The sequence below is a fragment of the Chryseobacterium sp. VD8 genome (genome assembly GCF_037149975.1).
GTDB classification, from domain to species: domain Bacteria; phylum Bacteroidota; class Bacteroidia; order Flavobacteriales; family Weeksellaceae; genus Chryseobacterium; species Chryseobacterium indicum.
The window spans coordinates 1-5,463 of record NZ_JBBCQL010000272.1 but is presented as its reverse complement, the minus strand read 5'-3'; the positions used below and the strand labels follow the sequence as shown (position 1 = coordinate 5,463).

General features: G+C 37.0%; 12 protein-coding genes. All 12 read left to right on the top strand.

The features are described 5' to 3' along the window. The first annotated feature begins 6 nt into the window (after positions 1-6). On the top strand, positions 7-261 hold the full coding sequence (rpsQ, locus tag WFK35_RS20145; protein ID WP_029297775.1) for a 30S ribosomal protein S17: 255 nt from the start codon (positions 7-9) through the stop codon (positions 259-261). A gap of 2 nt (positions 262-263) precedes the next feature. Next, on the top strand, positions 264-632 hold the full coding sequence (gene rplN / locus WFK35_RS20140; RefSeq protein ID WP_007839504.1) for a 50S ribosomal protein L14: 369 nt from the start codon (positions 264-266) through the stop codon (positions 630-632). A gap of 19 nt (positions 633-651) precedes the next feature. After that, positions 652-978 (top strand): 50S ribosomal protein L24, encoded by a 327-nt coding sequence (gene rplX, locus WFK35_RS20135; RefSeq protein WP_214588339.1) that lies wholly within the window; start codon positions 652-654, stop codon positions 976-978. A gap of 13 nt (positions 979-991) precedes the next feature. After that, positions 992-1,543 (top strand): 50S ribosomal protein L5, encoded by a 552-nt coding sequence (gene rplE, locus WFK35_RS20130; protein WP_072883928.1) that lies wholly within the window; start codon positions 992-994, stop codon positions 1,541-1,543. Positions 1,544-1,546: 3 nt separating this feature from the next. Next, positions 1,547-1,816 (top strand): 30S ribosomal protein S14, encoded by a 270-nt coding sequence (gene rpsN, locus WFK35_RS20125; protein ID WP_029297771.1) that lies wholly within the window; start codon positions 1,547-1,549, stop codon positions 1,814-1,816. Positions 1,817-1,961: 145 nt separating this feature from the next. Next, positions 1,962-2,360: a 30S ribosomal protein S8 gene (gene rpsH, locus WFK35_RS20120; protein WP_116095828.1), complete on the top strand. Its 399-nt coding sequence runs from the start codon at positions 1,962-1,964 to the stop codon at positions 2,358-2,360. Between the two features lie 17 nt (positions 2,361-2,377). Next, positions 2,378-2,923 (top strand): 50S ribosomal protein L6, encoded by a 546-nt coding sequence (rplF, locus tag WFK35_RS20115; RefSeq protein WP_116095830.1) that lies wholly within the window; start codon positions 2,378-2,380, stop codon positions 2,921-2,923. 15 nt (positions 2,924-2,938) lie between these two features. Next, positions 2,939-3,292 carry a 50S ribosomal protein L18 gene (gene rplR, locus WFK35_RS20110; RefSeq protein ID WP_100377194.1) on the top strand — a complete coding sequence of 118 codons (354 nt, stop codon included), beginning with the start codon at positions 2,939-2,941 and terminating at the stop codon, positions 3,290-3,292. Between the two features lie 19 nt (positions 3,293-3,311). Next, the gene (gene rpsE, locus WFK35_RS20105) at positions 3,312-3,833 is read left to right on the top strand and encodes a 30S ribosomal protein S5 (RefSeq protein ID WP_047401284.1); all 522 of its coding nucleotides are present in this window, start codon (positions 3,312-3,314) and stop codon (positions 3,831-3,833) included. Between the two features lie 11 nt (positions 3,834-3,844). Then, positions 3,845-4,021 carry a 50S ribosomal protein L30 gene (gene rpmD / locus WFK35_RS20100; RefSeq protein WP_007839493.1) on the top strand — a complete coding sequence of 59 codons (177 nt, stop codon included), beginning with the start codon at positions 3,845-3,847 and terminating at the stop codon, positions 4,019-4,021. Positions 4,022-4,040: 19 nt separating this feature from the next. Beyond that, entirely contained in the window at positions 4,041-4,490 is a 450-nt protein-coding gene (rplO, locus tag WFK35_RS20095; RefSeq protein ID WP_214588341.1) for a 50S ribosomal protein L15, read from the top strand. A gap of 9 nt (positions 4,491-4,499) precedes the next feature. Continuing rightward, a partial coding sequence (locus WFK35_RS20090; protein ID WP_336734217.1) for a preprotein translocase subunit SecY occupies positions 4,500-5,463 on the top strand: 964 nt, incomplete at its 3' end.

The window sequence follows — 5,463 nt, the reverse complement described above, 5'->3', positions numbered from 1 at the left end:
TTTAAAATGGATAGAAATTTAAGAAAAGAAAGAATCGGAGTGGTTTCCAGCAATAAAATGGAAAAAACTATTGTTGTTAGTGAAACTACGAGAGTAAAGCACCCGATGTACGGTAAATTCGTATTAAAAACGAAAAAATATACTGCACACGACGAGAACAACGAATGCGCAGAAGGAGATACAGTTTTAATCCAGGAAACTAGACCTTTGAGCAAGAACAAGAGATGGAGATTAGTAAGAATCATTGAAAAAGCTAAGTAATAATGTTACAAACAGAATCAAGATTAAAAGTTGCTGATAACACAGGTGCTAAAGAAGTATTGGTTATCAGAGTTCTGGGAGGAACCAGAAGAAGATATGCTTCAGTTGGTGATAAAATCGTTGTTACTATCAAAGATTCTACACCATCAGGAAACGCTAAGAAAGGTCAGGTATCTAAAGCTGTAGTAGTAAGAACTAAAAAAGCAGTAAGAAGAAAAGATGGTTCATACATCAAATTCGAAGACAATGCTTGTGTATTGCTAAACGCAGCGGGAGAAATGAGAGGAACTCGTGTTTTCGGACCAGTTGCTCGTGAGTTGAGAGACAAAGAATATATGAAAATCATTTCATTAGCTCCTGAAGTACTTTAATATTTAAAATTGTAAAAAAATGTCAAAGTTAAAAATAAAAAGAGGAGATAACGTAATCGTAACTACTGGTAAGAAAGGTCTTAAAGGTGGTACAGGTGAAGTTATTGAAGTGATCAAAAAAGAAGGAAAAGACCCTAGAGTAGTTGTTGCAGGACTTAATATCGTTAAAAAACACGTTAAGCCTTCAGCTTCAAATCCTCAAGGAGGAATCGTTGAAAGAGAAGCTTCTATTCATATCTCAAACGTAGCTTTAGTTGGAAAAGACGGAAAAGCTATCAAAGTAGGTTACAAAATCGAAGGAGATAAGAAAGTAAGAATCAACAAAAAAACGGGTGAAACTTTATAATTTTAAATAACACATGGAATATATAGCAAGACCCAAAAAAGCATATAAAGAAACGATTGTTCCTGCAATGATGGAAGAATTCGGATACAAATCTGTAATGCAGGTACCTAGATTAGAGAAAATTGTTTTATCTCAAGGTTTAGGAGATGCTACAGCAGACAAAAAAATCATCGATTATGCTGTTGAAGAATTAACGAACATCACTGGTCAGAAGGCTGTAGGTACAATCTCTAAGAAAGACGAAGCTGCTTTCAAATTGAGAAAAGGAATGCCTGTAGGTGCTAAAGTTACTCTTAGAGCGAATAAGATGTATGAGTTCTTAGACAGATTAACTTCTTCTGCTTTGCCAAGAATCAGAGATTTCTCTGGAATCAAGGCTGATGGTTTCGACGGTAGAGGAAACTACAACTTAGGGATCACTGAGCAGATCATTTTCCCTGAGATCGTAATCGACAAAGTGAAAAAAATCCAGGGGATGGACATCACTTTTGTTACTACTGCGAAAACAGATAAAGAAGCAAAAGCATTATTAACTCACTTCGGTTTACCATTTAAAAAGAACTAAGAAATGGCTAAAGAATCAATGAAAGCGCGTGAGCGCAAAAGAGAAGCACTAGTTGCTAAATACGCTGCTAAAAGACAGGCTCTTAAAGAAGCTGGTGATTACGAAGGACTTCAAAAATTGCCTAAAAATGCTTCTCCTGTAAGATTACACAACAGATGTAAACTAACAGGTAGACCAAGAGGATACATGAGAACGTTCGGTATTTCCAGAGTAACTTTCAGAGAAATGGCAAACAACGGTCTTATCCCGGGAGTTAAAAAAGCTAGTTGGTAATAATTACTAATTAAAAATCGGGACAATTAAGTTGTCTGGATACTAAAGATAAAAATATCAGACCGGGATTTCTGAGGTCTGATATTTTACTCTTCAAGTCCTTACAATACTGATTGTTCTTTAACCAATAATTTATAAAAGAAAAATGGTAACAGATCCAATTTCAGATTTCCTAACAAGAGTAAGGAACGCACAAAGCGCAGGCCACAAAGTGGTGGAAATTCCTGCATCGAAAATCAAAAAGGAGATTACTAAGATCTTATTCGATCAGGGGTATATCTTAAACTACAAGTTTGAAGATAGCGCTGTTCAGGGTACGATTAAAATCGCTTTAAAGTACGACAAACAAACCAACAAACCAGCTATCAAGTCTATTCAAAGAGCTTCTAGACCAGGTTTGAGACAGTACAAAGGTTCAGGAGAACTTCCAAGAGTACTAAACGGTTTGGGTATTTCTATCATCTCTACTTCTAAAGGAGTAATGACTGACAAGAAAGCTAGAGAAGAAAAAGTAGGCGGTGAAGTAATCTGCTATGTTTATTAATTTTTAATCACAGGAAAATGTCAAGAATTGGTAAAGCAATTATAACAGTTCCAGCAGGAGTTACAATCACTGAAAAAGATGGTGTGGTAACTGTAAAAGGTCCTAAAGGAGAACTTACTCAGGAGCTTACAGCAGGAATTACTATAGAACAGAAAGATGGAGAACTGAATGTAAACAGACCATCTGATGCTAAACAACACAAAGCGCTTCACGGTTTATACAGAGCGTTAATCAACAACATGATTGTTGGTGTAAACACAGGTTTCGAAAAGAAACTGGAATTAGTAGGGGTAGGATACAGAGCTTCTCACGCAGGTCAAAAACTTGAGTTGGCTTTAGGATTCTCTCACGGTATCGTGCTTGAACTTCCAAACGAAGTAAAAGTAGATACATTGACTGAAAAAGGTAAAAACCCAATTATTACTTTAACGTCTCACGACAACCAACTTCTAGGGATGGTAGCTGCAAAGATCCGTTCTTTCAGAAAGCCTGAACCATACAAAGGTAAAGGGGTAAGATTCGTAGGAGAAATTGTTAGACGTAAAGCTGGTAAATCTGCTTAATAAATTATAAGTATTATGGCATTAAGTAAATTAGAAAAAAGAATAAGAATCAAAAGAAGAGTAAGAGGAAAAATCTCCGGATCTTCTGAATTGCCAAGATTATCTGTATACAAAAGTAATAAGGAAATTTACGCTCAGTTAATCGACGATAACAGTGGAAAAACTTTGGCTTCTGCTTCTTCAAGAGAGAAAGGAGTTGACGCTAACGGAACTAAGACTGAAGTTTCTGCTGCTGTAGGTAAAGCTATTGCTGCTAAAGCTATTGCTGCAGGAATCGAAAATATTGTATTTGATAGAAACGGATTCGTATATCATGGAAGAGTAAAAGCTCTTGCTGATGGTGCGAGAGAAGGTGGACTTAAATTCTAATCATTAAATTTCGGAAAATATGTTAGGACTAGATAATATAGAAAGAGTAAAACCGGGAGGATTAGAACTTAAAGATCGTCTCGTAGCTGTTAACAGAGTAACAAAAGTAACTAAAGGAGGTAGAGCTTTCGGATTCTCTGCTATCGTAGTTGTAGGTAACGAAGATGGAGTTATCGGTTACGGATTAGGAAAATCTAAAGAGGTTGCTTCTGCAATTGCTAAAGCAGTGGAAGACGCTAAGAAAAACCTTGTGAAAGTTCCTGTAATGAACCACACAATCCCTCACCAGACTACAGCCAGATACGGAGGTGCAGATATCTTCTTAAGACCTGCTTCTCACGGTACAGGTCTTATCGCCGGAGGTGCGGTAAGAGCGGTATTGGAGTCTGCTGGTATTCACGATATCCTTTCAAAATCTAAAGGATCTTCTAACCCTCACAACGTAGTGAAAGCTACTTTCAAAGCGTTATTGGACATCAGAAGACCTGAAGAAATCGCTAGAATGAGAGGAGTTTCTCTAAGTAAAGTGTTTAACGGTTAATATATAAAACAATGGCAACAATCAAAGTAAAGCAAGTAAGAAGCGCTATTGGAAGAACAAAAACCCAAAAGAGAACGCTTGAAGCATTAGGATTTAAGAAACTTCACCAAGTTGTAGAACACGAAGCTACTCCTTCTATCTTAGGAATGATAGCTGCAGTTAGTCACTTACTTGAAGTTCAAAAATAATTTTTAAAATAATTTTAAAATGAATTTAAACAACATAAAGCCAGCTGCAGGATCTACTTTCAATTCAAAAAGAATTGGTAGAGGACAAGGTAGCGGAAAAGGTGGTACTTCTACAAAAGGTCACAAAGGACAGAAAGCAAGAGCTGGTTATTCTCAGAAAATCGGTTTTGAAGGAGGTCAGATGCCTTTACAAAGAAGATTACCGAAATTCGGATTCAAAAACGTAAACAGAAAAGAGTTTAGAGGAGTAAACCTGGATACAATCCAGACTTTAATTGAAAATAAATCTATCACAGGAGATATTACAAGAGAAGTTATGATTGAGAATGGTTTAATTACTAAAAACGAATTAGTGAAAATTATGGGTAGAGGAGAATTGAAATCTGCGGTTTCAATCTCTGCTGACAAGTTCACTAAATCTGCTGAAGAGCTTATCGCTAAGGCAGGTGGAAAAGCAATTACCTTATAATAATCACTAATGAAAGAATTTATACAAACCCTCAAAAATATTTGGAGTCTTAAAGAACTAAGAGATAAAATTCTCTTTACTTTAGGAATTATCCTTGTGTATAGATTCGCATCTTATATCTCATTACCTGCAATTAACCTTGCGGAAGTAGGAGATCTCTTAGAGCATTATAAAAATCAAGGCGGTAACAAGCAAGGAGCAGGTCTCCTTGGCTTGCTTTCGTCGTTTACGGGGGGAGCTTTCAGCCACGCTTCCGTAATGGCGTTAGGTATCATGCCTTATATTTCTGCTTCTATTATTGTTCAGTTGATGGGAATGGCTATTCCTTATCTTCAGAAGCTTCAGAAAGATGGAGAGTCTGGTAGAAATACATTGAACCAGATCACAAGATGGTTAACAATCGGAGTTTGTCTTGTACAGGCACCTTCTTATTTAACATCGATCACTCAGTTGTTTTTACCGTATGCTCAGTTCTCATCTGCATATTATGTAGAGCCAAATTCTATTATGTTCTGGTTACCAAGTATTGTAATCTTGGTGGCGGGTTCAGTATTCGCAATGTGGTTAGGTGAAAAAATCACCGACAAAGGTATCGGAAACGGTATCTCTATCCTTATTATGGTGGGGATTCTTTCAAGATTACCGGAAGCATTCGTTCAGGAAATGGCAGTGCAGAACGGAAAAGGAGGTATGGGATCTATCATGATCCTTATTGAAGTAATTTTCTGGATGTTGGTTGTTCTTTTAGCTGTGGTATTATCCGTGGCTGTTAGAAAAATCCCTATTCAGTATGTAAGCAGAGCTCAGGCAAGAGGAGGTGTAAACAGAAATCTTATGCAGGGAGCGAGACAGTGGATTCCATTGAAAGTGAATGCAGCCGGCGTAATGCCGATTATCTTTGCTCAGGCATTGATGTTCGTACCTGGTTTATTAACGAAAGTAGATGAGTCCAATACTTTTCTTGCAGGTTTCA

What these genes read in the sequence shown, in the direction of transcription:
- rplN (WP_007839504.1), top strand. Translation starts at nt 264, where the DNA reads ATGTTACAAACAGAATCAAGATTAAAAGTTGCTGATAACACAGGTGCT.
- rpsQ (WP_029297775.1), top strand. Translation starts at nt 7, where the DNA reads ATGGATAGAAATTTAAGAAAAGAAAGAATCGGAGTGGTTTCCAGCAAT.
- rplR (WP_100377194.1), top strand. Translation starts at nt 2,939, where the DNA reads ATGGCATTAAGTAAATTAGAAAAAAGAATAAGAATCAAAAGAAGAGTA.
- rplF (WP_116095830.1), top strand. Translation starts at nt 2,378, where the DNA reads ATGTCAAGAATTGGTAAAGCAATTATAACAGTTCCAGCAGGAGTTACA.
- rpmD (WP_007839493.1), top strand. Translation starts at nt 3,845, where the DNA reads ATGGCAACAATCAAAGTAAAGCAAGTAAGAAGCGCTATTGGAAGAACA.
- rplX (WP_214588339.1), top strand. Translation starts at nt 652, where the DNA reads ATGTCAAAGTTAAAAATAAAAAGAGGAGATAACGTAATCGTAACTACT.
- rpsN (WP_029297771.1), top strand. Translation starts at nt 1,547, where the DNA reads ATGGCTAAAGAATCAATGAAAGCGCGTGAGCGCAAAAGAGAAGCACTA.
- rplO (WP_214588341.1), top strand. Translation starts at nt 4,041, where the DNA reads ATGAATTTAAACAACATAAAGCCAGCTGCAGGATCTACTTTCAATTCA.
- rpsE (WP_047401284.1), top strand. Translation starts at nt 3,312, where the DNA reads ATGTTAGGACTAGATAATATAGAAAGAGTAAAACCGGGAGGATTAGAA.
- rplE (WP_072883928.1), top strand. Translation starts at nt 992, where the DNA reads ATGGAATATATAGCAAGACCCAAAAAAGCATATAAAGAAACGATTGTT.
- rpsH (WP_116095828.1), top strand. Translation starts at nt 1,962, where the DNA reads ATGGTAACAGATCCAATTTCAGATTTCCTAACAAGAGTAAGGAACGCA.